This window comes from Pseudoalteromonas gelatinilytica, from assembly GCF_001641615.1.
Classification (GTDB): Bacteria; Pseudomonadota; Gammaproteobacteria; order Enterobacterales; family Alteromonadaceae; genus Pseudoalteromonas; species Pseudoalteromonas gelatinilytica.
Genome location: NZ_LRRU01000014.1, coordinates 153134 through 179678 on the forward strand (window position 1 = coordinate 153134; position 26545 = coordinate 179678).

The following is a 26545-nucleotide window of genomic DNA, read 5'->3' on the forward strand; positions in this document are numbered from 1 at the left end:
AACTATGAGATAGCTCACCAAAAAATGCGGTTATTTAAAACTGATAACTTGCTGATAACATGGCATTGCGCGGTCTACCCGGAAAGTAGCGGTCGCCACTAAATGTAGTGTAGTCAGCGCGCTCTGCATAACGCTCGTCGGTTAAATTGTTTATTCGCGCAGTCACCGTTAGGTTGTCTGTTAGCTGCCACGCCGCTCTTAAATTTACTAATGAATGGCCTTCGTAACTATGCTGGTTTTCAGGATCAGTAAAGTAGCTGCTGGTGGTATGTAACTCAAGGCCAACACGCGTTATGTCGTTTGCTTGCCATAGTAGCTGTAAGTTAGCGATGTTACGTGGTGCAGTATCAATGAGATTACCATTGATATTAACTCCGCTAAGTAATTGGTCATAACTGTATGTATGCTTGGCGTGGCTCGCGGCTAACTGCATCGATAGGCTAGGCGTTATGGCATAGGCTAACTCAAGCTCAATACCACGATGCTGGGTTTGGCCATCATTGACGTAATAAAAATCACTGTCGCGGAAAATTACGTTCTTTTTATTCATTGCATAAATGCTAACTACATAATGCAGCTGTGCTTGTTGACCTTTTAAACCAAGCTCTAGGTTTTTAGCAGTTTCAGATTTTAGATCTGCGACATTTTGTTCGCGTTGTAACTGATAAAGCTCTGCCGCTTGCGGTGCTCGATAACCTTCTGAAGCATTGGCATAGATAAACTGGTTATCTGCAAATTGATAGCTTAAACCAAGCTTTGGCGAAAAGTGAGTAAAGCGATTTACGCCGCTTTCTGGTCGAGAATAGCGACACCCACCCATTGCGCATGGAGTACCATCGTCTTTTGTACGACCAGCCAACATATGGTTGTCGTAGTCATATCGCATACGCTCGTATCGGCCACCTAGGCTGATGAGTAACTCATCAAGTTGCCAATCAAGGTTAACAATTGGTGCTAATAGAGTGCTAGTTACTTGATAGTCGTAATGTTTACCTTGAGGCACGGTGGCGACTAAAAACGCTGAGCCTTCAGTTGGGCTATCTTGATATTGTAAAAAGTCAGCATCTGTAAGCTCACCATCAAAGCCAACAGTTAACAGGCTAGAACCGGTCAACTTATGCTGCCAGCTTGATTGAAGGCCAACACCTTGCTGAGCATTTTCTTCAAGGGGAGTACCCGGTAAAAAATGCTTAAAGAAGGTCATGTCTTGGTCGCGGATATAAGGCGTTAAGGTAAAGCTGTTAGCCTCATCTTGTGTCCAATTTAGCTTTGACCAAACACGCAAAGATCGGGCTTTACGAAATGCATCTGGGTCAAAATTAGACTGAGCTATTTGCTCATCTTTATAGCTTTCAAAGCCTTCAATAAAACCAGCCGTTTGTTGATCTAAATGGGTGTAAGTCAGGCCTGTACTTACGTTTAGTTTTTTGCCATCAAAACGGTGACGCAGTGATAGCTTTTCTTGATCAACACTTTCATCATCACGATAACCCGTATCTCGGGTGATCGTAGCATTAATGCCTAAACCTTGTTGGCCAAAGTCACGCCCCGTACCTAGTTTGTAGCGGGTGTAGCCAAACGAGCCGTAATCAAAACCAAGTTGGTTATGGTCGTAGGTTGTATCTGGGGTGATTACGTTGATCACACCATGCACTGCGTTTGAACCATAAAGTGCAGAGCCCGGACCTTTCAGTACTTCGATGCGTTCAGCCATTTCAGTGTGGGCTTCGAATAACTCATTGATGTTGCAAAAACCGGCTGCGCGAAGTGGAATACCGTCTTCGGCAGTGAGTAAGCCGCCACAGGCACCTGCGCCAGAAAGTACAGGTGAACGTAAAGCGGGTAAATACTCTTGTCCGTTACCATGTTGAAGATTGGCACCGGCCACTTGCCTTAGGGCTTGTTCAATGTGAGTTGGAGCGATAAGAGCCAGTTGCTTTTGTGAAATACTGCTGACGACAACAGGGAGTGGATCTGCCAACACTTCGCTGCGCGAGGCGGTCGTTGTAATATGTTCTAGCTCATTATTAGCGAAAGCTTGATGGTTAAATAATGAGGTGCTCACAAGCACTGAGAGTATCGACAACTTCATGAAAACCCTTTGGTTAGGTACAACAAAAACCAAAGGGTATCTGCTTTTTAGGATGGGTAAAAGCTTTCGCGATTAATAACTTTGTCTGTTATGCATTACGGCGATGTACGGCAAAACCTGCCAGTACTGCCACTAACCAGAATAAGCTACTGCCGCCAGTACCATTTCTGTGCGTGACATTAGCCACTTTTTCTTCTTTTACGCGGGTTTTAAATTGCGCCAATTCAGCATCGAGATTTGTGATCATGTCATCAACGGCACCATTAAAGCTTGCTAGTGACTGCTCTTTAGCGACTTCATCGATGCCAATCGCTGTGCTGCGTTGCTCTGCTTTATGAATACCTGGCGCGCGAAACAGCATTTTTCGGCTTTTTACGTCAAATACGGCGGTATCTACAAAGGTTTGTACTGAGTTTTCATTGCCCGGAATCACATATAAACCAACAATCGTTAGATATAAAAACGCAGCGTTATTTTCTAAGCTTTGCGACACTTGGTCGTACGAAACAAGCGCCATAATATCCACATCATATAAACGAGAAACTTGCTCTAATGCGGTAAATCCTTCACTACCTTTTAAGTAAGTGCTTGGGATCACTTCAATACGGTCTATGTAGTCATATTGCATAAACTGCTTTTTAACTTTATTAAGCAGTGCGACTTCATCCCCATGATGCAAGCCATCATTGTACTTGTTAGGGATAAAGGCAATCCCTACTGTGGCAGGTAAGTTCAAGGTTGGAATCGTTGCTTGGTGTGCAGCTCTGTCTTGTTGGTCTGGGTAAAGGTACTCAACCAATGAACTTGATTGCGTTTTTTGATTGCCATATTGGCTCATCATGGCACTACAACCTGTTAGTGCAGTAATACTAATTATCAAACACCATTTTAGTACATTCATAAATTATCCTTATTATGTAGTGAAGAAGCGTTTGTTTATGTTGCAAATATAAAGGCTAACACTGCAACTGGAACTGTAACTCAGACTCGATTTTTCGTAAATAGTGCCAAAGAAGTTTAAAGAAATGTAAAGATTGGCTTTCTAATGTGTTGATATGTAAACAGTTGCGTTTTTAAATTGTAACCCTTCATCTATGATTCAGGCTAAAACGTTAGGCTTTTTATCAAGAGCAAACGTTGAGGGTCTCTATTATGAATAAATTAATTACTATCTCAGTTGCCGTTTTAGGTTTGAGTTTGATACCTATGGAAGCAAACGCGAAACATGATCGTGACCATGATAGATACGAACAAAAACACGAACGCAAAAAGCATAAACATAAAAAACATCACAAGCATCATCATCATGACAGACATGATCGTCATGACCGATATGACCATTACAGCTACCGTGATTTACCACCCGGTTTATACAAAAAAGTAGGGCATGGTGGTGGCTTACCACCAGGTTGGTATAAGCGTTATCACCATGGTGATATTCTTGACCGAGATATATATCGCCATGGTCGAGTGATTAAACGTCGCGACCGAAATGGCATTATTGCCATCGAAATCGATGACCGTCTTATTCATCTAGTACACGATACGCGAGAGATTTTATCAATCGTTACTCGCCATCGTTAATCCTGTCAAAAGCCGCTTAGCGGCTTTTTTTTAGCTTGTTTCATACCCAATTCAGAAAAACTTGCTACGCTTAATTTGGACTAATAAAAGGAGCACTCGCATGAAAGCATTGTTAACAGTTGCAGTGATTGGTTTAAGCCTAGTGACGGCTGGCGCACTTGCAAAAGATAAAGACAAGGATAAGGACAAAGATAAAAGTCTGCCACCTGGCCTTGAAAAGAAACTTGATAATGGTGGTGATTTACCACCTGGTTGGCAAAAGAAATTACGTAAAGGCGATATTCTTGACCGTGATATTTACCGCCGCGGTAAAGTGATTAAATCACGAGACAGAGATGGTCTAATTTCAATTCAAGTCGACGATACTGTCGTGCGTTTAGTGGAAGATACCCGAGAAATTATTTCTATTCTGAGCCGCTAGTTTTGCTTGAATCGTTCATGACTTATGGATTGAGTTCACTATTGGCCATGCTGCTTGTGGTCTCAATCTTGCCATTTTCATATTCCCAACATTATTTAATTCGCAGTTGTGACTTTGTACGCTTGCAAGTGGTTTACCTTGCTTGTGCGAGTTTAATTGCTGCAAGCTATTTAATCAGTCGTACGGGCTCCGCGCTTTATATTGGTTGTGCTCTGGCGAGTATCGTCGTGTTGCTTTTACAAGTCGGCTGGATTTACCCTTACACAAGGCTCGCTAATAAAGAAGTTGCCTCAAGTAATAAATCCGATAAGCACAGTATTCGTATTATGTCGGCAAATGTACTGATGTCGAACACTGAATATGACCAACTCATTGGTTTAGTTAAAACGCACCAACCTGATTTACTCATTACGTTAGAGTCTGATCAAACTTGGCAAAATAAACTGAGCAGTTTAGAGCAAGAATACCCATATCGAGTGTACTTCCCAAAAGATAATCGTTATGGCATGCACTTGTACAGCAAGTTTAAAATCAAACAACAGCAAGTTTGTGAGCTTATAGAAAGCGATATCCCCTCAATCCATATTTTGTTCGAAGATGCAGATGGCGTAGAAGTACAAGGGCACTTTATTCATCCTGCTCCTCCGAGCCCCACAGAAGAAGACAGCTCTCGACCCCGTGATACTGAGCTGATAATTTTAGCGAAAGCACTTAAAAACAGACTGCGACCTTGTATTGTTGCCGGTGATCTAAATGATGTTGCATGGTCGCGGAGTACCCGCTTGTTTATGCGTATTAGCGGTTTGTTAGACCCACGTAAAGGTCGCGGCTTTTTTAATACCTTTCATGCCAGCTATTTCTTTATGCGCTGGCCGCTTGATCACCTTTTTCATAGTAATGAGTTTAGTGTTAAGCGTATTGAGCGTTTGGCAAAGTATGGTTCTGATCACTTTGCACTGCTTACTGAGCTTGTTTATCACCCCGACTCTGACAATCAAAAACAACAAGAGCAGATTGATAAAGAAAAAGCCGTGGATGAGTTAAAAATGCCATCAGCCTCCAAACAGCAAGTGCCAATGTTTGATACCAACCCGCAATAATACTTAATCATTTTGTGGGATAAAACCTGTCGCTAACTGCGTTAAAAATTTCTCATTTAGAACAACTAAATAACGAAATTTTTGCCTTGTTATCAACGAGGTTTTATTGCCTCAAAATAGACTACTTAATTAAGCGGATTGGTATGAAAAGTGATACGTTTTAGTATTAAAGAGGGCTCTAATGAGCCCTTTTTGTGGTTAGTCGTTGACCATAATAGTTTTGATATTAACAAATTCTCGTAGTCCAAAGCCGCCGTGTTCACGGCCATAGCCACTGTCTTTTACACCACCAAATGGTAAGTTCGGCTGCGCAAGGCCATAGCCATTGATATTCACCATACCGGTATCAAAATGGTGTTTTGCAAGTTCAATGGCTGCTTGTTCATCTTTTGAGAAAATACCGCCACCAAGACCATAGCGTGAATCATTAGCAATTTGCATTGCTTCAGCGTTATCTTTTGCTCGAATAAGCGATGCTACAGGGCCAAATAATTCATCATCGTAAGCGGGCATGCCCGGTTTTATATTTTCAAGTAGAGTCGGGGTGTAATAAAAGCCTGTGTGTTCGGCAACTTTACCGCCGGTAATTATGCACGCACCTGCATTTACTGATTCAGTCACTTGCTGATGAAGCTTATCGCGTAGATCTTTACGGGCCATTGGGCCGAGCGTGGTTTTTTCATCATTCGGATCACCAAGAACAACCTGTTCAAATTGCTCTTTAATTAAGGCTTTAAAGTCATCGTATAAGGCATCAACCACAATAAAGCGTTTTGCTGCAACACAGGTTTGCCCGTTATTGATCAAGCGCCCTTGCGTACATGCGGTAATCGCCGTATTTAAGTTAGCATCATCGAGTACAACATAGGCATCGTTACTGCCAAGTTCGAGTACCGTTTTCTTAACCTGTTTACCCGCAAGCTCAGCCACTTTTTTGCCTGTTTCGTCGCTACCAGTAAATGTCACGCCACGAATAGCTGAGTGCTCAATAAGCTTGCTTGCGGTTTTGCCGTCAATCAGTAAGTTTTTAAAGCAATAGTCATCAAAACCTGCTTGAGTAAATAACTGCTCAATTTTTTCGGCCATGCCAAATACATTACCAGCATGTTTTAGCACCGTGGTATTACCCGCCATGATATTCGCGCAAGCATAGCGAATAACTTGATAAAGCGGGAAGTTCCAAGGTTGGATACCTAAAATGACACCGATTGGTTGATAGCTAATAATTGCGTGCCCGTCTTGCATATCACGGCTTTCATCAGCAAGCACTTTGGGCCCTTGCTCAGCGGTATAGCGACAAATTGCAGCGCAAAGCTCAACTTCTTGTAGGCCTTGTTGATATAACTTGCCCATTTCATCGGTCATCAATTGGGCTAATTCTTGTTGATTAGACTCAATCACTTGTGCAAGTTGATTGAGTAATTTAGCGCGCTGTTTATGGGATGTGGTGCGCCACTTTAAAAAAGCTTGATGACATTGGTCAACTTCACTCTGTGCTTGTTGCAATGACAATAAATTATACGTATTTAAGGTTTGCTCATTGGCTGGATTGATTGTAGTAACAGTATCAGTCATCATTATCTCCTCACAAAATTGTAGGAAAAGGTTTGCAAGGCTAATACCTAATTTTCGATATTTTATCTATATGATTTAAATGCCTTTTATTTTTATTTAATCTTAACTAGGCACTCTTTTTTCTGTAAAAACTGCAACAGGCTGCAAAACTTACAAGGAATACGTAATGACAAACTCAGTGTTAAATACCGAACTTGCGATTATTCAAGCACCGATGGCGGGTGTGCAAAATGCCAAGCTGACAGTGGCTGTGTGTGAAGCTGGGGGGCTTGGCTCGTTACCTTGCGCTATGCTCTCGGCTGAGCAGCTTGTCTCAGAGCTTGATTACATTAGTCAGCAGACGGATAAGCCGTTCAATCTTAATTTCTTTTGCCATCAAACACCTGACTATTCACTGGCTCAGCAAACTGCTTGGCATAATGTGCTTACATCTTATTTTGATGAGTTTGCTGTCGATGTCTCACAATTTACCCGTAACGCCTCACGCCAGCCAATTAATCAGCAAGTGATCGATATTATCGCCCCTTATAAGCCTGCTGTTGTGAGCTTTCACTTTGGTCTGCCAAGTAAAGAGATTGTTTCTCAAATAAAAGCATGGGGCGGGGTCGTTCTTTCATCAGCCACAACGTTAGATGAAGCGCGTTGGTTACAAGCAAATGGTGCCGATGCGGTTATCGCACAAGGGATTGAAGCAGGCGGCCACCGCGGTCATTTTTTATCGATGGATTTATCGCTGCAACCAACCACAGCGCAATTGGTGCGAGAGTGTGTAAAGCTTGATATTCCCGTTATTGCAGCTGGTGGAATTTGTACAGCAGAAGATGTAGCACACTATCAAGCATTAGGTGTAGCAGCAGTGCAGGTAGGGAGCGCTTACTTACTTTGTGAAGAAGCGACAACAAGTGCTTTGCATCGTGAAGTATTAAAAACAGTAGCACCAAACTCAACCGAATTGACGACATTGTTTTCTGGCCGCCCGGCACGAGGAATACGCAACAGAGTGATGCAAGAGTTAGGCGCGATGCCAGAGCAAGCGCCGCCTTTTCCGTATGCGTCGATTGCGATGACGGCATTACGTGCAAAAGCAGAGGCTAAAGGTGACAGTGGTTTTTCACCGCTTTGGTGTGGTGAGCGCTTTGTGGTTCGAGAAGGTATAAACGCCAAGCAAATGACGGAATTACTAATGCAAGGTTGGCAATCTTGATAGATACCCAGTTACTTCCGCTCGGTGATAGTTACCATCAACTAGCCTGTGAATTTCGTAACAAGCTTGCTGGGCAATGCGCTATAAAGCGTTACGCTAAAGGTGATGTTTTATTGCAGCAAGGCGACGAACAAGATGCAGGTTACTTAATTATATCTGGGGTGCTTGGGGCATTACATGCATCATCGCAAGGTGCGCAAAAGTGTAAAGAGTTCTACTTTCAAGATGAATTTGCACTGCTATATGGTAACTGGTTAACCAAAACCCCAGCGCTTTACCAGCTCAAAGTGATACGTGATGCTGAGCTTATTAAGGTGCCTTTGGTTTTACTTGATAGTGCTGACTGGCAAGCAATTAAACATCAGTTAGTTAGTCAGCAATTATTGTTTAAAGAAGCAAAAGAAGCGTTTTTATTACTCAATACCCCTGAGCAGCGTTATCAATATTTACTGGAACAAAAACCGCATTGGCTTGAACAACTGAGTTTAACCGAGGTTGCTATGTATTTAGGGATTTCTGCGATTTCTTTATCGCGAATTAGACGGCGTCTTAACTTAAGTTAAGGCGTAGCAAAATAGTGAACATTACACTGCTGATTTTTCAGGAGTTGTTATGTTTATTTTATCTCAGAGCCTAGTTGCCATTGCCACATTACTCGATTTGGCTTCATTTCAGTTTAAACAAAGGCAGGCAATTTTAGCTTGTTTGTTTAGCTCGGTTTTACTGACATCTGTGCACTTTATGCTGCTCGATAACTTCAGCGCTGCATGTTTAATGCTGATTGCAGCACTACGTTATGGCTATTGTATTTTTGCCCGCAAAACCTGGGTGATGATAGCTTTTATGCTTTTGAGTATTAGCGCAGTACTACTTACTTGGCAAAGCTGGATTAGCTTTATCGCGCTGTCGGCAACGTTACTGCAAACTTATGCTTCATTCCAAGGCAAAGATTTTACCTTACGCATACTGATGATTGTTGGCACGATTGGTTGGATAGTCCATAACATTTTGGTTTTTTCACCACTAGCAGTGGTAATGGAAACGGTGTTTTTAATAAGTAATTTAGTGGGCTTATGGCGCTTTTATGCTCATCCTAAGCCCGCTTAAATTTGATTTAAGACTTACCTAGCATGCGGCTCAACATGCCATCTTTATCAACAAACTGGTGTTTAAGTGCAGCAGCAATGTGTAAGGCTAAAATCACCACGATAATAAGCACTGAACTGTGGTGTACAAAGCTGCCTGCATCAGCAAGCCAAGGTGTTTTCTCTGGTGCGCTCAATAGCTCAAACTCAAAGAAGCTAATTGCACGACCGCCCGCATAGCTCATGATAAAGCCAGAAAGCGGCATAGCTAGGGTCGCAAGTAACAATAAGCCATGAGTGAGGTGAGCAACTGCTGTTTGCCATTTAGGCATTGCAGATGTTGCAGGTAATGCGCCTTCTTTAATACGCCAAATGAGTCTTGCAATGGCAAAAACCAATACCACTAAGCCCATTGATTTATGCCAACCCATATAGGTAAATTTAGCGGGGGGCTCGGCAAAATCAGCAACATAAATGCCCATCGCAAATACGCCGATAAACAAAATGGCAACGGTCCAATGTAACAGGATGGTTGGTTTTGAAAGGGCAGCTACTTTACTCATGGTTTACTCTTATAATTGGCTTTAATTATAAGTATAGACTGCCACAATGGCTGAGGGTTGCGTAAAGTAATGTAAAGTAACTTAAAGAGTGTCAGCAATCAGCTTTAATAAAAACGTTTCGCGCTGAATCGATAGGCCCTGTTTCTCACTCATTGCCATGGTGGTTTCGTTATGTGCAATGGCATCAAAAATATTCACCCACTTAGGGTGCATACCATTTTGCACTTCGTAGTGCTCCATTTTTGGGTCTGCAAATTCATCACTAATTTCACAGAAGTAGCAATAGGATTTGATATGAACACAATCAAAGTCGTCTTTATACCAAGGCCTAACTTCTTCGTATAATCCTAGTGGCTGCTTTATTTGAATTTGTTGTGCGCCTGTTTCTTCATGTAACTCTCGTAGAAGCCCTTGCTCAATGCTTTCGCCTTCATCAACGCCACCACCAGGTAGGCTGTAGTCATCATAACGGGCGGTGTATAAAAGTAGTATTTGTTCACCTTTTAAAACAATGGCGCGGGCAGTGTTACGAATAAACACCGTGCCATAGTCATTACTTAAACTTGGGTGAACTACTTTTCTTAATAACTTCATAGGATTACAACTTTAAATTAATGCAAGTACAGCTTAGCTTAATATTGAACGTGCCATAATAACTTTTTTTTCGCATTTAATTCATTATGCTTACCCCAAATTGAAACTAATAAGGTAATATAACTGGAATTAAGAACTATTTAGGTATCTAGCGCATATAGTTTTCATTTCAATATAACTGTGCGTAAAATGATTAAAAAAGCTTAGGGAATGAATATGTTAAACGTACTTTTGGTTGATGATGACAGTGAATTTAGTGATGTAGTTTGTCACATTGTTGAGTTCCTCGGGCACAATATAAATACTGCAGCGAACCTTGCTGAAGCGGAGCAATGGTTTGAAAACAATACGTTTGATCATGTCTTTTTAGATTTTATGTTGCCAGATGGCAGCGGCCTTCATTTACTTGAGCACTTAAAAGCAATCGGTCAATCGCCTCGTGTTACGTTAATTTCAGGTCACCCTTCAGTAAAAGGTAAGCTGGCTGAAATGTGTGAGCCAAATGTCGGCCATCTAGTTAAGCCACTGCAACGTGAAGACATTGAGCGTGTACTTAACCCTAAAAAAGCAGCCCCTAAGAAAAAAGCAACGCCAGCAATAAAGCGCCACTTCGGCACTCTAATAGGTGAATCTGAAGTGATGCAAAAGCTTTACACTATGATTGAACGCGTCGCTGCCACTTCTGCTAATGTGATGTTGATGGGTGAAAGTGGTGCAGGTAAAGAAGTGGTGGCGCAGGCGATTCATAATGCGACTGACTGTGATGGTCCGTTAGTAGCAACCAACTGTGGTGCATTTTCAAAAGAGCTGATTGGTAGCGAGCTTTTTGGCCATGAAAAGGGCGCATTTACAGGCGCGATTGCTCGTAAAGAGGGGGTGTTTGAGCAAGCTGCGGGTGGTACTTTATTTTTAGATGAAGTGACCGAAATGCCAATTGATATGCAGCCAAATTTACTGCGTGTGCTTGAAAGCAAAAAAGTAACTCGAGTGGGTGGCACCAAAGAGCAAGCAGTGAATTGCCGTGTTATTTCTGCAACAAATCGCACCTTGACCGACCTTGCGCAAAACAATGTTATACGTGAAGACATTTACTTTCGTTTAGCGGTATTCCCCATTGATATTCCACCGCTTCGTGAGCGCAAAGAAGATATTCCACTGCTTGCCAATGCCTTTTTAGAGCAGCTTAATGAAGAAAACGGCACTGACTTTAAATGGCAAGCGGCGCAAATCAAAGAGCTTGAGGCCCATGATTGGCCGGGTAACGTACGTGAGCTTCGTCACGCTATTCACCGTGCTTTTATTATGAGTGACCCGAAAGGCTCCGTTATTACATTACCTGATTCATTAGAGTCGCCATTTTCTAAAGTGAATAAAGAGAGTCAAGCAAACCAAGTTGTTGCTGGGCAAACTATTGAAGAAGTTGAAAAAGAATTGATCCACGCGACCTTAGACAAAGTACAAGGTAATAAGACGATTGCAGCACAAATGCTGGGGATCAGTACTAAAACACTTTATAACCGTTTAAATGCTTATGGAGGCATTGGCGAATACAAATAACAAAGGATAACTATGAATAATAACGAGTCTTTACGAAAAATGGTGCATGATGCACGTGCGCCACTAAACCGTATTTCGATGAATGCTGAGTTAGTTAAGCTCGTATTAGAAAATGATATGCCAAAACAAAAAGCACTTGAGGCATTGAATAAAATTATTGCTAATTGTCAGCAGTGTAGTGAGCACTTACAGGAAATAAGCGACGCTCACGCAGCTGATTAAGCACTCATAGATTGAGAAGTAAATGCAAAAACAAAAAGGAAAAATAGCAGTCAGTTGGGCTGGCTTTATTGCCGTGGTGCTTTGTATTGTGGTGGCTAATGCGTTTTTAGCCCTTAATAGCATTCGCTCACTCACTGAAACACAAAGTAGCCTTGATAATACCAACTCACTCAACACTGCGATTGAGCGTTTGCACTTATCTGTGGTGCAAGCTGAGTCTGGTCAGCGTGGTTATCTATTAACCGATCGTAAAGACTATTTACTCCCTTACAATGATGCGATTGCGTCGATGCAAGCGCAAATCATGCTTGTGAAAAGTTTGCATTCAGAAATACCCGGTCAGGCAGACCGCATTGCGCGGTTAATTTATCTAGTAAACGACAAAGTGGCGGTGATGACTAAAACCACCGATCTGGCCCTTGCAAATAAAGATCTTAAAGCACGCCAACTGTTGCTAACAGACCAAGGCCGCGAATTATATAAAGACATTCGTGTAGCGGTTGATGAAATTCAAATGCGTGAGCTTAACTTTAAAATCGAGCAGTTTGCGAAGCTGTCGCAAATTAAAAACGAAGCAAAGCTCACATTTTTGATAACCGCTGTGACCAGTACCTTATTGATTATTGGTATGTTTGTGTTAACTCGTATTAACCTACGCAACCAAACTAAGTACAGGGCAGAGCTTGAACAACAAAACGAGAACTTGGCGGCAAAAGTCGCAGAGCGCACGCAAGAGCTAACCATCTATTCTGACGAACTAAGCCGCTCTAACAGAGAGCTTGAAGACTTTGCTTTTGTTGCAAGTCATGATTTACAAGAGCCACTGCGTAAGATCCAAGCTTTCAGTGACCGCCTTGAAAAGATGTTTAAAGATGAACTCGGTGAAAAAGGTATCGACTATATTAGCCGGATGAAAAATGCGGCGCAGCGTATGTCTAATTTAATCAATGACCTGCTTGAGTTCTCTCGCGTAACCACCCGGGGTAAAGATTTTACTGATACTGATTTAAATGAAGTTGTTGCAGAAGTTCTTGATGATCTTGAAATTGCGATAAAAGAATCTGAAACCACAGTTAACCTTGATACTTTACCGCACATTCAAGCCGATCCAAGCCAAATGCTGCAATTGTTCTTAAATATTCTTTCTAATGCGGTGAAGTTTAGACGTGAGAATGTTGCGCCTGTGATTGATATTGCATACCAACGAACGTCAGAATTTAGCGAAACTCACAATAGCGATGTGGAGTGGGAAGTTATTACAATTTCAGATAACGGCATCGGCTTTTCTGAAGAGTATCTCGAAAAAATATTTGTTCCGTTTCAGCGATTGCATGGTCGTTCTCAATATAAAGGCACAGGCATAGGTTTATCGGTTTGTCGCCGTATTGTTGAGCGTCACGGCGGAGAAATAACCGCAAGCAGTCGCGTTGGTGAGGGTGCAAGTTTCACTATTAAATTACCCGTGGAAGCATCGCTTTTCACATTACAAGGAGAGGCGTAATGCCACTTAATAAAGTTAAACCAATTACCATTTTAATGGCTGATGACGACGAAGATGATCGTTTATTAACCCAAGACGCATTGGCCGAAAGCCGTGTATTGAACGAGCTGTTTTTTGTTGAAGACGGTGTAGAACTGCTTGAATACCTTGAGCGTAAAGGCAAATTTAGTGAAAAAGAAAACTCGCCTCGTCCGGGCTTGATTTTACTCGATTTAAATATGCCGCGTATGGATGGTCGAGAAGCTTTACAAGCCATCAAAGCCAACCCTAACTTGAAGGGCATACCGGTTGTGATTTTAACCACATCAAAACAAGAAGAAGATATGGTTAAAGGCTACGACTTGGGCGCTGCATCATACATCACTAAACCGGTTACTTTTGAAGGTTTAGTTGAGTTAATGCAAACACTAGGGAAATACTGGGTAGAGTTTGTAGAGCTGCCAACATCACAGAACGATTAAGTCCAATTCGCATAAATACTTAATTAAGCAAATTGGAATAAGGAATAAGAATGTTAGACAAGGTAACCCGATTACTCTTAGTAGAAGACGACGAAGACGATTATATTCTTACTTGCGACTACCTAGACCAATTAGGTTCCCATACATTCGATGTTGAGTGGTTAAGTTGCCCTGAAGAGGCCATTAGTGAGCTTAGCGAAAACAAACATGATATTTGTTTGTTAGATTATCGCTTAGGCGCATCAGATGGCCTCGAAGTATTAAAACGGGCTGTGGCAAATGGCTTTCGCGGCCCGATTATCATGCTAACCGGGCAATCAGATGAAGCTCTCGATTCTGCAGCGCTCGATGCCGGTGCGGTTGATTATCTGGTTAAAAGCGAGATGAACTCTAGCCGCTTTGCCCGTGCTATACGCTACGCTTTAGCTCGCCGAGATGTTGAAGATGAGCGTGTTGAGCGTTTAAAAGCAGAAGCTGAAAACCGCTCTAAAGACCGCTTTTTGGCCCATTTGAGTCATGAGTTACGCACACCTCTGTCTTCTATCTTGGGTTACACAGAGTTACTCATGCAAAGTGATAAAAATCAGCATGCTCAAAATGAGTTGGGTGTGATTTACCGAAATGGTAAACATTTACTGAGTTTGCTTAATGATGTGCTCGACCTATCAAAGATTGCTGCCGATAAACTGGAGCTCAATTGCAGTGATGTTAACTTAGATAGCCTAATGGCTGACGTTTATACCTTAATGCGCGTTTCTGCGCTTGATAAAGGTTTATCGCTTAAATTTGAGTCACAGCAAGCCTTGCCTTTAGTTATAAACACAGACGCTACACGGTTACGCCAAATCCTCATTAACATCATCAACAACGCAATCAAGTTTACCAACCAAGGCGAGATCACAGTGCGAGCTTGGACTGCTTGGGTTAATGAACGAGAAATGCTGTTTTTTAGTATTAAAGACACAGGCCTTGGTATCCCAGCTGAAAAACAAGCACTGATCTTTAAACCATTTGAACAAATTGCTGATGTAGAATCACGAGATGTCGGTGGAGCAGGGTTGGGGCTTGCTATTTGTTCAGAGTTACTTAGTCGTATGCAAGGTTCTATTGAACTTGAATCAACGCAAGGCGTGGGCTCTGAATTTACCCTTTCGATTTACCCTGGCAATATTCGAGATATTGAACGCCAAGTGCTGCGCTTTGATTCAAACCCCGATTGCCAGCAAAAACTAGCAACGTTAAAAACCACTGGGCGAGTGTTGGTGGTCGACGACCTAAAAGATTTACGTAATCTCGTTGGCCATATGATCACCAGCACTGGCGCAGAAGTGGATTATGCCGAGCACGGTAAACAAGCAATTGAAAAAGTAGCTAATGCAGAGCAAGCGGGTAAGCCTTTTGATATTGTATTTATTGATTTGCATATGCCGGTTATGGGCGGCAAAGAAGCCACTATTGAGCTTCGTAAAATGGGTTATCAAGGACCAATCATCGCGCTTACAGCTGCCACCATGAAAGGGGTGAAAACTGAGTTAAGCGCGCTTGGCTTTAACGATATGATTGCCAAGCCGGTTGATTCTGGGCTGCTTTACCAAGTGCTCAATCATTATATTTGCGAAGGCAATACTGCACCTGTGGTTGAGCAAGACGACAGCCCTGAAATGACATTACAAAGTACACGTTATTTACTGGTCGAAGACGACAGTGATGCGGCGCAAATCACTCAGTTATTGCTTGAAAGCTTAGGTGTTGAAACTGTTATAGCGCCAAGTTGTGCTGTATGTCTTGCGACGCTGAGTGACGATCAAAATTTTGCTAAAGTATTACTGGATATGCATTTGCCTGATGGTGGAGGGCTTGATTTAGCCCAGCAGATAAAACAGCGCCACCCCGACTTAAAGTTAGTCATTGTTAGTGGCGCCGAGCCAGAACCAGAAAAAATCAAGCAACTTGAGATTGAGCAAGTGCTGTTAAAGCCGATTAATCTTGGTTTGTTATCTGAGCTTATTGGCGGCTAATTGAATGCCTAATAACAAGTTCAGGTTCAAATAGCGTTTGTAGCGGTGGTGTTTGTTTTTGATAAACATGGCTTAACACCCAATCTGCTGCCATGCGGCCCATTTCATTTATTGGATAATTAACAGTGCTCAATTGTGGGTAAACGTGACGGGTGAAAAACACGTTATCGTAACCCATAATCGACAATTGCTTAGGTAAAGTTAGCCCTAAATCACGCGCGCTTGCCATGGCACCCACTGCCATTTCATCATTGGCACAGATAAGCGCCGTGAATGGATGCGTTTGTTGATGCAGCGCCTTTAACCCTTCATAACCGCTCGCTTCCATGAAATCACCTTGGAATAAGAGGTTTTCATCAAACTCAAGATTAAACTCAGCCAGTGCTTGCTTATGACCTTCTAGGCGGTCTTTGGCATCTTGCTTCCATAGCGGCCCGCTGATGTAGGCAATATTTTTATGACCTTGCTCTAACACATGTTTCGCCGCTAAATAGCCACCGTTGATGTTGTTAAGCAAAATACAGCGGTCACTGAGTTCGCTGATATAGCGGTTGATCAAAACAAACGGCGTGCGACCTTTACTGAGCTTAATAAGGTAGTCGTCGCTTACTGCTTCAACATGCAAAATAAGGCCATCGCAGTTACGGCTAATTAAAAATTCAATCCCTTGTTTTTCGCGTTCTTCATCACTGTGACCTGCAGCAATAATCAGATGTTTGCCTTGATTACGAAAGGTATTTTCAATGCCGCTCATCATAGGCCCGTAAAACGGACCTTGTAATTCAGAGACCAGTAGGCCAACACTGTTCGAGCAATTTGATGCCAATGACTGGGCAATAGAGTTAGGTCGATAGCCAAGCTCATCCATTGCGGCAGTGACTTTTTTACGCGTTGCATCGCTGACATTTGCATTGTTGTTCATTACTCGTGAAACGGTTGCAAGAGAAACCCCTGCAAGTTTCGACACCTCGTAAATGGTGGCCATGTTATTCCTTTTTAAACAAAGTTATGGATGCTGCTTTAACGATAAATCGGCACTGATCTGCTCAACCGTTTGATTATCAAGAATATACCTTTTCATGATAAATGCGACAAGCATACTACCTATTGCTGGATAAAGGGTAAATGAAATTAAGATACCCGAAAGCGTGTGTTCACTGAGTTCGGTATTGGCTTCATAGCCATAAAATGCCAGTAACCAACCTGCAATGGCACCGCCAAGGGCAAGACCAAGCTTAATGAAAAAGACCACGCTTGCGTAGACTAGGCCTGTTAGCCTTTCACCGGTTTTCCACTGCCCGTAATCTATGGTGTCGGCCATTTTTGCCCACAGTAACGGGGTTGCCATTTGCGTGAAGAAACACCATAAAAAGTACACCGCAAAGGCAAGTATCAGCTGTTCGCCCGGCAACCAAAATGCCACGCAACTAATTGCCGCAGAAATATATTGCAAACGAATATAGGCGGTTTTCTTATCAACACGTTTGCTGAGTGGGTTTGCACAGGCGCAGCCCAAAATATTACCTATCATGCCGATGGTAACAAAGTAGGTGACCAGCTCAGCTTCACCAAGCACATATTTTACATAGTAAATGGCAAGGGTGGTGCGTAGTACCATACTGGTTAACAGCATAAATGCGGCAAAGCACAATACTTTAAATGGGCCATTTTGCCATAGCGTATTCATGCGGGTTTTCCAGCTCAACGATGAGCTGTTATGAGCAGCTACGCGCTCTTTGGTAAAGCGAAAACAAATTAGAAATAAGATCACACCTAAGCCGCTCATCAGGGCCATAGTGAGTTGGTAGCCCGTAGCGTTATCACCTTTGCCAAGCCAGTTTACCAAAGGCAAAGTACAGGCACTGACAATTAAGCCGCCCAGCATACCAAACACAAAGCGATAAGATTGAATGGATACTCGCTCTTTCGGGTCGCCACTTAATACCCCACCTAAGGCTGAGTAAGGAATATTGATCGCGGTGTAAACCAGCATTAGCAAAGTGTAAGTGACAAACGCGTAAATGACTTTGCCTGATTCAGGTAGGTCTGGCGTGGTGAAGGTGATCATGCTGATCACCCCAAATGGTAAAGCAAGCCAGAGTAAGTAGGGACGATAGCTTCCCCACTTAGTGCGGGTTGAATCGGTTAAGGCTCCCATTAATGGGTCGGTAATTGCATCAACGACTCTCACCACCAAAAACAAGGTGCCAACAATCGCGGGTGAAATACCAAAGATATCAGTATAGAAAAAAGTTAAAAATAACATCACCGTTTGAAAGATGATATTACTTGCTGTGTCGCCTAATCCGTAGGCTATTTTTTCTCTTTTTGTCAGCATGTGTGTTCTCGATTGTTGTTATTTTTATCGCTGTTTGAGCAGCGCGCGATATTGTTTTGCGCTTTCTTTTAAAATGCGTTGTTGGCTTTGATAATCAATATAAACTAACCCAAAGCGCTTTTCGTAGCCATACGCCCATTCAAAGTTGTCCATTAAGCTCCACGCAAAGTAGCCTTGAATATCAACACCTTGACGAATTGCATCACATACTGCATTTAGGTGAGTGTGATAATAATCTACGCGTTCTATGTCGTTCACTTCACCATTTTCTAGCGTGTCGGCCATGGCTGCGCCATTTTCAGTAATATACATTTTTGGTAAATCATATTGCTGATGAAGTGATACTAAAAGCTCTGTTAAACCTTGTGGGTAAACTTCCCAGCCCATATCGGTAACACGAACATCCGTAAGGCTTGCTTCTTCAAACCAGCCATCAGCAGTATTTTTGTAGTGTATGCGGGTATAATAGTTAACGCCAATAAAGTCGACGGCTTGACTAATAATCGCCATATCGCCAGCAATAATAGTTGGTTTAACTTCATCTGCTAAATCATCCAGTAAAGAAGGGTAAGCCCCCTCTAAAACCGCTTTGATATACCATTGATTATGATATTGATCGGCAAGTTCTGCGGCTTTTTTATCATCGGCTGTTAAAGGATACGTTGGGCTGAAGTTTAATACGATACCCGCTTCTGTGTCTGGGCAGTTTTTACGTAATACTTGCATAGCAAGGCCGTGGGCGAGTAGTAAGTGGTGCGCTGCTTGTCGGCCAGCTTGTTGTGATTTTATGCCAGGTGCATGTACACCCACTTCATAACCTAAGTAAGCACTACAAAATGGTTCGTTCAAGGTGGCGAATGAATCAACCAAATGGCCTAAATGTTGAGTAACAAGTTCGGTATATTCTTTGAATTTATAGGCCGTATCGCGGTTTAACCAACCGCCATTATCTTCAAGGTATTGAGGTAAATCCCAGTGATATAAGGTGACATAGGTCTTAATGTTACGTGCTTTTAACGCCGATAATAGCTGGGCATAAAACGCCATACCTTGCTCGTTAACCGAGCCATCTTGCAACATGACCCTCGGCCACGAAATTGATAAGCGGTAAGCATCGACAGCCAAATCTGCAATCATCTCGACATCTTGCTGCCAACGTGCAACATGGTCACAAGCTACATCGCCATGGCTTTGGTCTGCAATAGCGCCAGGCTTTTCGCAAAATGTATCCCAGATACAATCGAGGCGCTTATCGCGTGCCCCTTCAATCTGGAATGAGGCTGTTGCCACACCGAACGTGAACTCGGGCTTGAGTAAAGATGAATCTGGTAACAGTGAAATTGATTTATACACAGTTGATACTCGTCCTTCGGGTTAAGTGTAAGGCTTGGCTAATTAGAGCTTAGACTCGACTGTAAGCGCTTACAATTTTTCTGCAAATAAATTGCTAAATATGATTTATATGTTATAAATGTAAGCGCTTACATTTAATGTTGCAACATATTTCGCTATTTGTTGTTAGTGATTAAGTACCAAACGTTGCTGTAACAAACTGATAAATATAATTAACTAGAGAAGAAAAATTATGGCTCATGTTTCAACCCCTGTGTCGGCTGCTGCAAGCCAAGCAGATATGCCTAAGCAGCACTTTGCGCTGGCATCATTGACCACATTATTTTTTATGTGGGGATTCATCACCTGTCTGAATGACATTTTAATCCCTTATTTAAAAGGTATGTTTTCACTTAACTATACGCAGGCTATGCTCATTCAATTTTGCTTCTTTGGTGCGTATTTTGTGATGTCGATCCCCGCAGGTAAGTTGGTCAGTCGTATTGGCTACCAATTTGGTATTGTGGTTGGCTTAGTGGTTGCAGCCGTTGGGTGTGCACTGTTTTACCCCGCTGCAGTTGCCCATGTATATGAATTATTTTTACTCGCCTTGTTTGTACTTGCCTCGGGTATTACGATTTTGCAAGTATCAGCCAATCCTTATGTAAGTGTACTTGGTCCGCAAAAAACGGCGTCTTCGCGTTTGACCATGACACAAGCGTTTAACTCGTTAGGCACGACAGTTGCGCCAATTTTTGGTGGCTGGTTAATTCTATCTGAAATTAGCCAAGCTACAGCAGAACAAGTGAAACTGCCTTATTTAATGTTGTCGTTAAGCTTGTTGGTACTTGCGGTTATCTTTGCGTTTTTAAAACTGCCAAAACTAGGTAAAGAAAGTGATAGCGAAGCCGCACATCAAGATTTAGAAGACTTTGTTGATATAGGCAGTGTTTGGCGCTATCGCCACCTTATTTTAGGTGCTGTTGGTATTTTTGTGTATGTGGGTGCAGAAGTGGCAATAGGTAGCTTTTTAGTCGGCTTTTTGACCCTAGATAACATTGCGGGTCTCGCCGAAAAAGAAGCGGCTCATTACATTAGTTACTACTTTGCAGGTGCTATGGTTGGCCGCTTTATTGGTGCTGCTGTAATGCAAAAATTTAATGCAGGTAAGGTACTGGCGTGCCATGCCTTATTGGCAGTACTGCTGGTTGTGATTGCAATGACAGGTGAGGGTAGCCTTGCTATGTGGGCAATTTTACTTGTGGGTTTATGTAACTCGATTATGTTCCCAACCATTTTCAGCCTTGCTTTACACGGCCTTGGTAAATACACCTCAAAAGGCTCTGGCATTTTATGTTTAGCGATTGTAGGTGGGGCAATTATCCCATTACTACAAGGTGTGTTAGCCGATTCTGTTGGCGTACAAATGGCGTTATTCTTACCTATCGCCTGTTATTTATATATTACTTACTTTGCGCTGGTTGGCTCAAAAGTATCGACTCAGACTTCATAGGTGCAAAAATGAAATTGAAAAAAACATTCACTCTCTGTTCGTTAATGATGGCAAGCGTCAGCATGCTAGGTTGTACTGGGCAAGATAAGGTGACCAACGTGAACGCTGAGCAAGAAATTTGGCCAAACATTGAAACGGGTATTGCTGCAAACCCAGAAATGGAAGCAAAAATTGCAAACATGCTGGCAAATATGACCCTTGAGCAAAAGATTGCGCAAATGATCCAGCCAGAAATTCGCGATATTACCGTTGAAGATATGCGTAAATATGGCTTTGGTTCTTACCTCAATGGTGGTGGTGCATTCCCAAATAATGATAAACATGCCAGTGCCGCAGATTGGATTGAGCTTGCTGAGAAAATGTATCAAGCCTCAATTGATGACTCGCTTGATGGCAGCTCAATTCCGACAATGTGGGGTACCGATGCTGTGCATGGTCACAATAATGTTATTGGTGCGACATTATTTCCACATAACATTGGTTTAGGTGCAACAAACAACCCAGAGTTAATCGAAAAAATTGCAGCTGCTACCGCGCAAGAAGTGATGGTAACCGGCATCGACTGGGTGTTCGCACCAACAGTCGCAGTTGTTCGTGACGACCGTTGGGGTCGTACTTATGAAGGCTATTCTGAAGACCCTGAAATTGTGAAAGCATACTCGGCAGCCATTGTTAAAGGGTTGCAAGGTGCGGTTGATGAAGACTTTTTATCTGATAAGCGCGTGATAAGTACGGTTAAACACTTTTTAGGTGATGGCGGTACTGAAGGCGGTGATGACCAAGGTAATAACACGGCATCTGAGCAAGAATTATTTGATATTCATGCGCAAGGTTATGTTGGTGGGTTAGGTGCGGGTGCTCAGACCGTAATGGCGTCATTCAACAGCTGGAACGGTGAAAAAATTCACGGCAGCAAATACCTACTTACCGATGTACTTAAAGGCAAAATGGGCTTTGATGGTTTTGTTGTTGGTGACTGGAACGGCCACGGTCAAATTCCGGGTTGTACTAATGGCAACTGTGCGCAAGCAGCAAATGCCGGTCTTGATGTGTACATGGTACCGACAGATGCATGGAAACCACTTTACGAAAACCTTATTAAGCAAGTTAAAAGTGGCGAAATTGCACAAAGCCGCATCGATGATGCGGTAACGCGTATCTTACGTGTAAAAATGCGCGCAGGTTTGTTTGATAAGCCAAGCCCTGCTAAGCGTCCGCTTTCAGGTAAAACAGAGATCATTGGTAGTGCAGAACATCGCGCAGTTGCAAAACAAGCAGTCCGTGAATCACTGGTACTACTTAAAAATAAACAACAGTTGTTACCGCTATCAGCAAATTCAAACGTATTAGTTGCCGGTCAAGGCGCTGATAACATCGGTATGCAGTCAGGTGGCTGGACAATCACATGGCAGGGTACAGGTAACGAAAATAGTGACTTCCCGGGTGGTTCTTCAATTTTTGATGGCATCAAAAATACAGTTGAGCAAGCAGGTGGTCAGGTTCAATACAATGTGAATGGCGAATTTGAATCTAAGCCAGATGTCGCGATTGTGGTGTTTGGTGAGCAACCTTATGCGGAAGGTAATGGTGATTTAGATAACCTTGAATACCAACGCGGTAATAAAACTGACTTAGCCCTGCTTAAAAAGCTAAAAGATGCCGGCATTCCTGTGGTGTCGCTATTTATTAGTGGCCGCCCAATGTGGGTGAATGCAGAGCTGAATGCCAGTGATGCGTTTGTCGCAACTTGGTTACCAGGTAGTGAAGGTGATGCAATCAGCGATGTTATCTTTAAAAAGCAAGATGGTTCTATCAATCATGACTTTAAAGGTAAGTTATCGTTCTCATGGCCAAATAACCCGGTAGGTAACCAAAACCGTGGTGACAAAGATTACGCGCCACTATTACCTTATGGCTTTGGTTTAACTTACCAAGATAAAAACACCTTGGCGGATAACCTTAGCGAAAAATCACAAGTCGCGGCTAAATTAGAAGACTTAGTATTATTTGAACGTGCCGTAAAAGCACCGTGGTCACTGCAACTACAAAGTGGTTCTGAGCTACAAGCCATGACCAGTAGCCGTGCAGCACTTAACGCTGTTAGCGTAAAAACCTTTGATAAAGACGTACAAGAAGATGCGCGCGCAATCAGCTTTAATGGTAAAGAAGCGGCTGCGGTTCGTTTAATGGCGGCGTTCCCATCGGATTTACGTTCATACGTTGAAAAAGCGGGTCAACTGCAAATGCAAATTAAGGTAGATCAAGCTGCTGATGCGCCGCTAATGCTGGGTATGCAATGTGGTGAAAATTGTGATGGCCAATTTGATATTAGCAAACAGGTTAAAGCAGCAAATGATTGGCAAACGCTAACCGTAGATTTGAGCTGCTTTGCAGAGCAAGGTGTGCAGCTTGGGCAAGTATTCTCGCCTTGGCAATTAGCCACTGAAGGTGCATGGCAAGTATCAATTGCTAAACTATCAGTAACGAGCGCGCACACCGAGGACGCAACAGTCTCATGTCAGTAAAATCGTATGCTGTTATTTTGCTAACAGGTGCGCTTAGTGCCTGTCAGCAAACCCCAGCGCCTGTCAAAGCCAGCCTAGGAGAAGGCTGGCAGTTAGTTTGGCAAGACGAATTTTCGCAAAATGATCTCGACCTAACTAAGTGGCAACACGAAGTAAATTGTCGAGGTGGCGGTAATGATGAACTGCAATGTTATACCGCGCGTAGCGAAAACAGTTTTGTTAAAGATGGCCTATTGCATATTGTTGCTCGCCAAGAGCAATACACTGGGCCATTGCATAATAGCGATGAAGTGAGTAGCGATGCTGAGCGAGAAAAACAAGCGACTCAGCCGTTCACTTCTGCACGTTTACGCACTAAAAACTTAGCTGATTGGCGATACGGCCGGTTTGAAATTCGCGCTAAATTGCCAGCAGGGCAAGGCGCGTGGCCAGCAATTTGGATGTTACCGACTGATTGGCGTTATGGTCGCTGGGCATCATCAGGCGAAATAGACATCATGGAAGCAGTTAATCTAATGACTCTCACTGATGACAAAACAGCGCCAGCTGGCAGCCTTGAAACGCGCGTACACGGCACCTTGCATTACGGTGGTCCTGCACCCAAAAATGTTTACAGCGGTACGCCGTACCGTTTCAGCGAAGCTAATAACCCGGCTGATAACTTTCATGTTTATGCCCTTGAATGGCAGCAAGATGAAATTCGTTGGTATGTTGATGATGTTCACTATGCGACATTTCGCCACGACCAGTGGTATTCAACATCACAACAACAAGACGGCTCGTTTATAGAAAATACCGGCTTTGCTCCGTTTGATCAGCGTTTTCATTTACTGCTTAACTTTGCAGTAGGCGGAAACTGGCCAGCAAATGTGAATGATAAAGGCGTTGATTTTGCCGGTTACCCTAAGCAAATGCTGGTGGATTACGTACGTGTTTTTCAATGTAGTAAAAATAGTGAAACAGGTATCGGCTGTGCAACAAAGCAGCCATCAGCAGTACAAATAAAGGGTAAGACCAATCCGCAATAGTACTTAATTAAGCGGATTGCTATAAGTGAATTATGAACCAAGAGCCTGCAGATGCTTCGCCGAACTCGTTGCATCCGCTGGCTTTTGGTTCATTCTATCGGTTGAGCTTTTGTAGTAATAGCTGTCTTATTCTTCTGGCTGTTAGTTCGTCGATATCCGCTAATATCCCTTGCGCAGGCTCAGCAACGTGGCTTGCTAAATCCACATCATCAGCAAACACATAATGATTAAATAGTTGCTGCCATTTCTGTTTATGCTCGTTTGGCAAGTCTTTAATTGCCAGCATACTGTGCAGCATGGCATCAAATGGGTTTGCTAAATACTCTGGGGCTTGTCGCCACCAATAGTTCACCAACACATTAAACGGACTGGTTGCGCTAACCTGATGCCACCAAAGCGCTGGAATATAAATAGCATCGCCAGGGCCAAGAGTTGCCGATTGCGTCTTTGCTATAGCCTCTTTAAAGCGTGGAAAGCGGCTGAAATCGGGGTTATTAAAATCAACCAAGCTAATCGCTTGCCCAGCGGGTGTAAATTCGAGTGGACCAACGTAAAGGTTATTGACCTGATCAGTTGGCAATAGTGTAAACGTACGCTCACCCGCAGCAACACAAGCTAGGTTATCGGCGTTGTCATAGTGAGCCGCAATCTGACTATGATTTCCCACCCAGAGGCTGGTTAGGCAGTTATAATCGGTCACTGTTAATGGGTTTTCAACACTAAAGCTCGGAGCGCAATACTCCACAGCAGTAGAGCCCATATACAGTGAATCACTGTCGGTTTGTGTGAGTGTTAGTGCTAATTTTTGCAGCACAGAAAGTAGGTTATCGGCGTGCTGTGAAAAATTAAGCCCCGAGAAATCAGCGTTATAAAAATAGCGCCCCTGATGAATTGCTTGGCTGCTAAAACTGCGTACTGGGGCGGTATTAGAAAGCCCTAAAAGATAGTCTAAGGCGTTTTTAGAACCTTGTTTAGCGGCAATGACTTGGGGCCAATTAGCGCAGAGATCTCTGATGACAAGTGGCTCAGTTAGCTCAGCTAAAAATGCTTTTAGATCAGCAATGCTTGAAGCCTGGCATTCTTTTATTGGCGCAGCCGCAAACATTACTGCTGAGCCCATTTTTTATTGAGCAAATGAGGAATGTGCTCCATTGATGCCAGCACCATATAAACGGCTTGTAGGTCGCCTTGCTGTTGTAACTGCTTAAGTTGTTCAGCGGTCAAGCCATTGAGTACCTGTTGGTTAATGGTATAAAAGCCGCTCACTGTGACTTTTTCGCCATTTTTATCTGCATATTCAATACTGAAAGCTTCGAGTAAATTAACACTAAGCAAACGCTCAAAAAACTGATTAATTGTTTGGTGTTCTTGATGTAACGCGTTAAGTACTTGAGCAATATGATTTAAGTATTCGCTATTTCCACCATGTTCAAGGAAAATGGCTTCGCCATCACGTGTGCTTATGCGTGGGCTGTCTAAATCAATATGTACCACCAGAGATTGCTCAGGAATACCATTGTTATACTGGGTTTGTTGGCCAATTAAAAATGGCTGGCGCTGCATACTTAGCGGTAAGTAACTCAGTTGCAATTCGCCTTGCTCGTTTAGCAGCAAGTTTTCGCCATTTTCGAAACCAAATAAAGCGAGGGCTTCGAATTGACCTGTTTGCGGGTGCTTACGAAATACGATTGGTTGATTTGCTTGAACTTTAGCAAACTCACTTGGAAATACGGTAGCGCAGCTAATATTGTCGCCCCAGTTAGCACCGCGTGTGGTGATCACTTTTAGGTCTTTATGGCTGATGTTATCAAGTAAGACATGATTGGCCATTG

Annotated in this window: 24 protein-coding genes; 14 read left to right on the forward strand and 10 right to left on the reverse strand. The window is 42.9% G+C overall.

All coding sequences use genetic code 11. The annotated features are described in order from the left end of the window. Nucleotides 1-34 precede the first annotated feature (34 nt). Both NH153_RS06550 and rhlP read right to left on the reverse strand, forming a co-directional pair. Nucleotides 35-2092, reverse strand: a complete 2058-nt coding sequence (locus NH153_RS06550; protein ID WP_063702155.1) for a TonB-dependent receptor — start codon at nucleotides 2090-2092, stop codon at nucleotides 35-37. Nucleotides 2093-2180: 88 nt separating this feature from the next. Then, nucleotides 2181-2993 carry a rhombotarget lipoprotein gene (rhlP, locus tag NH153_RS06555; protein WP_063702159.1) on the reverse strand — a complete coding sequence of 271 codons (813 nt, stop codon included), beginning with the start codon at nucleotides 2991-2993 and terminating at the stop codon, nucleotides 2181-2183. Between the two features lie 251 nt (nucleotides 2994-3244). On the opposite strand from rhlP, the gene NH153_RS06560 reads away from it, so the two are divergent. The 3 genes from NH153_RS06560 (at nucleotide 3245) to NH153_RS06570 (ending at nucleotide 5197) form a co-directional block, all read left to right on the forward strand. Next, nucleotides 3245-3676: a hypothetical protein gene (locus NH153_RS06560; protein ID WP_063702161.1), complete on the forward strand. Its 432-nt coding sequence runs from the start codon at nucleotides 3245-3247 to the stop codon at nucleotides 3674-3676. Nucleotides 3677-3776: 100 nt separating this feature from the next. Continuing rightward, nucleotides 3777-4097: a hypothetical protein gene (locus NH153_RS06565; protein ID WP_063702163.1), complete on the forward strand. Its 321-nt coding sequence runs from the start codon at nucleotides 3777-3779 to the stop codon at nucleotides 4095-4097. Between the two features lie 17 nt (nucleotides 4098-4114). Then, nucleotides 4115-5197: an endonuclease/exonuclease/phosphatase family protein gene (locus tag NH153_RS06570; RefSeq protein WP_063702287.1), complete on the forward strand. Its 1083-nt coding sequence runs from the start codon at nucleotides 4115-4117 to the stop codon at nucleotides 5195-5197. 198 nt (nucleotides 5198-5395) lie between these two features. Here the strand turns inward: NH153_RS06570 and NH153_RS06575 are convergent, their stop codons facing one another. Continuing rightward, complete coding sequence (locus NH153_RS06575; protein WP_063702165.1) at nucleotides 5396-6772, reverse strand: NAD-dependent succinate-semialdehyde dehydrogenase; 1377 nt, start codon at nucleotides 6770-6772, stop codon at nucleotides 5396-5398. A gap of 166 nt (nucleotides 6773-6938) precedes the next feature. Between NH153_RS06575 and NH153_RS06580 the strand changes: the two genes are divergently transcribed. The 3 genes from NH153_RS06580 to NH153_RS06590 are packed head-to-tail and all read left to right on the forward strand — an operon-like array spanning nucleotide 6939 to nucleotide 9083. Further along, the gene (locus NH153_RS06580; RefSeq protein ID WP_063702167.1) at nucleotides 6939-7976 is read left to right on the forward strand and encodes an NAD(P)H-dependent flavin oxidoreductase; all 1038 of its coding nucleotides are present in this window, start codon (nucleotides 6939-6941) and stop codon (nucleotides 7974-7976) included. Next, a complete protein-coding gene (locus NH153_RS06585; protein ID WP_063702170.1) occupies nucleotides 7973-8539 on the forward strand; it encodes a Crp/Fnr family transcriptional regulator in 567 nt (188 codons plus the stop codon). Before NH153_RS06580 ends, NH153_RS06585 begins: the two co-directional genes overlap by 4 nt. Nucleotides 8540-8588: 49 nt before the next feature. Then, nucleotides 8589-9083: a YgjV family protein gene (locus tag NH153_RS06590; protein WP_063702172.1), complete on the forward strand. Its 495-nt coding sequence runs from the start codon at nucleotides 8589-8591 to the stop codon at nucleotides 9081-9083. 7 nt (nucleotides 9084-9090) lie between these two features. Here the strand turns inward: NH153_RS06590 and NH153_RS06595 are convergent, their stop codons facing one another. Together NH153_RS06595 and NH153_RS06600 are read right to left on the reverse strand one after the other, a co-directional pair. Beyond that, nucleotides 9091-9624, reverse strand: a complete 534-nt coding sequence (locus NH153_RS06595; RefSeq protein ID WP_063702174.1) for a cytochrome b — start codon at nucleotides 9622-9624, stop codon at nucleotides 9091-9093. A gap of 81 nt (nucleotides 9625-9705) precedes the next feature. Then, nucleotides 9706-10218 (reverse strand): NUDIX hydrolase, encoded by a 513-nt coding sequence (locus NH153_RS06600; protein ID WP_063702176.1) that lies wholly within the window; start codon nucleotides 10216-10218, stop codon nucleotides 9706-9708. 216 nt (nucleotides 10219-10434) lie between these two features. Here NH153_RS06600 and NH153_RS06605 point away from each other — a divergent pair, with 216 nt between their 5' ends. From NH153_RS06605 to NH153_RS06625, 5 genes are read left to right on the forward strand one after another with little or no spacing between them, the layout of a single operon-like run. Beyond that, entirely contained in the window at nucleotides 10435-11775 is a 1341-nt protein-coding gene (locus NH153_RS06605) for a sigma-54-dependent transcriptional regulator (protein ID WP_063702178.1), read from the forward strand. Between the two features lie 12 nt (nucleotides 11776-11787). Continuing rightward, the gene (locus tag NH153_RS06610) at nucleotides 11788-11997 is read left to right on the forward strand and encodes a hypothetical protein (RefSeq protein WP_063702180.1); all 210 of its coding nucleotides are present in this window, start codon (nucleotides 11788-11790) and stop codon (nucleotides 11995-11997) included. 22 nt (nucleotides 11998-12019) lie between these two features. Then, complete coding sequence (locus NH153_RS06615; protein WP_063702182.1) at nucleotides 12020-13498, forward strand: sensor histidine kinase; 1479 nt, start codon at nucleotides 12020-12022, stop codon at nucleotides 13496-13498. Next, nucleotides 13498-13959, forward strand: coding sequence for a response regulator (locus NH153_RS06620; protein WP_062566100.1), 462 nt, complete (start codon nucleotides 13498-13500; stop codon nucleotides 13957-13959). Before NH153_RS06615 ends, NH153_RS06620 begins: the two co-directional genes overlap by 1 nt. Before the next feature lie 50 nt (nucleotides 13960-14009). After that, complete coding sequence (locus tag NH153_RS06625) at nucleotides 14010-15977, forward strand: response regulator (RefSeq protein ID WP_063702184.1); 1968 nt, start codon at nucleotides 14010-14012, stop codon at nucleotides 15975-15977. Here the strand turns inward: NH153_RS06625 and NH153_RS06630 are convergent. Genes NH153_RS06630 through NH153_RS06640 form a run of 3 tightly spaced genes read right to left on the reverse strand, consistent with a single transcriptional unit; the run spans nucleotide 15964 to nucleotide 19668 of the window. After that, the gene (locus NH153_RS06630; RefSeq protein ID WP_063702186.1) at nucleotides 15964-16962 is read right to left on the reverse strand and encodes a LacI family DNA-binding transcriptional regulator; all 999 of its coding nucleotides are present in this window, start codon (nucleotides 16960-16962) and stop codon (nucleotides 15964-15966) included. The two genes, NH153_RS06625 and NH153_RS06630, sit on opposite strands and share 14 nt — an antisense overlap. 21 nt (nucleotides 16963-16983) lie before the next feature. Then, on the reverse strand, nucleotides 16984-18315 hold the full coding sequence (locus NH153_RS06635; protein WP_063702188.1) for a glycoside-pentoside-hexuronide (GPH):cation symporter: 1332 nt from the start codon (nucleotides 18313-18315) through the stop codon (nucleotides 16984-16986). Nucleotides 18316-18339: 24 nt separating this feature from the next. Further along, nucleotides 18340-19668: a GH1 family beta-glucosidase gene (locus NH153_RS06640; RefSeq protein ID WP_063702191.1), complete on the reverse strand. Its 1329-nt coding sequence runs from the start codon at nucleotides 19666-19668 to the stop codon at nucleotides 18340-18342. A 232-nt stretch (nucleotides 19669-19900) separates the two neighbouring features. Between NH153_RS06640 and NH153_RS06645 the strand changes: the two genes are divergently transcribed. From NH153_RS06645 to NH153_RS06655, 3 genes are all read left to right on the forward strand, one after another. Further along, the gene (locus NH153_RS06645; RefSeq protein WP_063702193.1) at nucleotides 19901-21160 is read left to right on the forward strand and encodes a sugar MFS transporter; all 1260 of its coding nucleotides are present in this window, start codon (nucleotides 19901-19903) and stop codon (nucleotides 21158-21160) included. 62 nt (nucleotides 21161-21222) lie between these two features. Next, nucleotides 21223-23685: a glycoside hydrolase family 3 protein gene (locus NH153_RS06650; RefSeq protein WP_370626073.1), complete on the forward strand. Its 2463-nt coding sequence runs from the start codon at nucleotides 21223-21225 to the stop codon at nucleotides 23683-23685. After that, entirely contained in the window at nucleotides 23676-24713 is a 1038-nt protein-coding gene (locus NH153_RS06655; protein ID WP_063702197.1) for a glycoside hydrolase family 16 protein, read from the forward strand. Before NH153_RS06650 ends, NH153_RS06655 begins: the two co-directional genes overlap by 10 nt. A 94-nt stretch (nucleotides 24714-24807) precedes the next feature. Here NH153_RS06655 and NH153_RS06660 read toward each other — a convergent pair whose 3' ends face one another. Both NH153_RS06660 and NH153_RS06665 read right to left on the reverse strand, forming a co-directional pair. Next, the gene (locus tag NH153_RS06660) at nucleotides 24808-25833 is read right to left on the reverse strand and encodes a cupin-like domain-containing protein (RefSeq protein WP_063702199.1); all 1026 of its coding nucleotides are present in this window, start codon (nucleotides 25831-25833) and stop codon (nucleotides 24808-24810) included. Beyond that, nucleotides 25818-26543, reverse strand: a complete 726-nt coding sequence (locus NH153_RS06665; RefSeq protein WP_063702201.1) for a SapC family protein — start codon at nucleotides 26541-26543, stop codon at nucleotides 25818-25820. The genes NH153_RS06660 and NH153_RS06665 overlap by 16 nt, the downstream gene beginning before the upstream one ends. Between the last annotated feature and the right edge of the window lie 2 nt (nucleotides 26544-26545).